The following is a 442-nucleotide window of genomic DNA, read 5'->3' on the forward strand; positions in this document are numbered from 1 at the left end:
ATACGCCATCAACATCGGTCCAGCTTTCACAACAATCAGCACGCAAACAGGCGGCCAGTCCGGCGGCGGAGTAGTCGGAGCCATTACGTCCCAGCACCACTCACTCACCTTTCTCATTCCCGGCGGTAAATCCGGCCATCAGAATCATGTGGTCCTCAGGAATACGGCTGGCGGCAATACGACGCGTAGATTCAGCAATATCAACGGTAGATTCAAGGTAATGGCCTACCGCCAGTAATTTCTCGACCGGGTCGATACCCGTCACGTTGTGCCCACGCGCTTCCAACAGGCCTGCCATCATGGCGATCGACATTTTTTCGCCACGGCAGATAAGCGCGGCATTGATGTTGTCCGGGCTCTGTCCCTACAGCCTGATGCCATGCAGGACGTGCTTAATCTGAGCAATTTCTGGTTCAACAAAGGCTTTTAGCGGAGCCAGCGG

At 55.0% G+C, this 442-nt stretch carries 1 pseudogene; it reads right to left on the minus strand.

Annotated features, from left to right (window positions below):
- Positions 1 to 442: pseudogene (locus tag ACU8YC_RS27810) on the minus strand (amino acid kinase family protein); the annotation flags it as partial.

The sequence above is a fragment of the Citrobacter sp. VF227 genome (assembly GCF_052950715.1).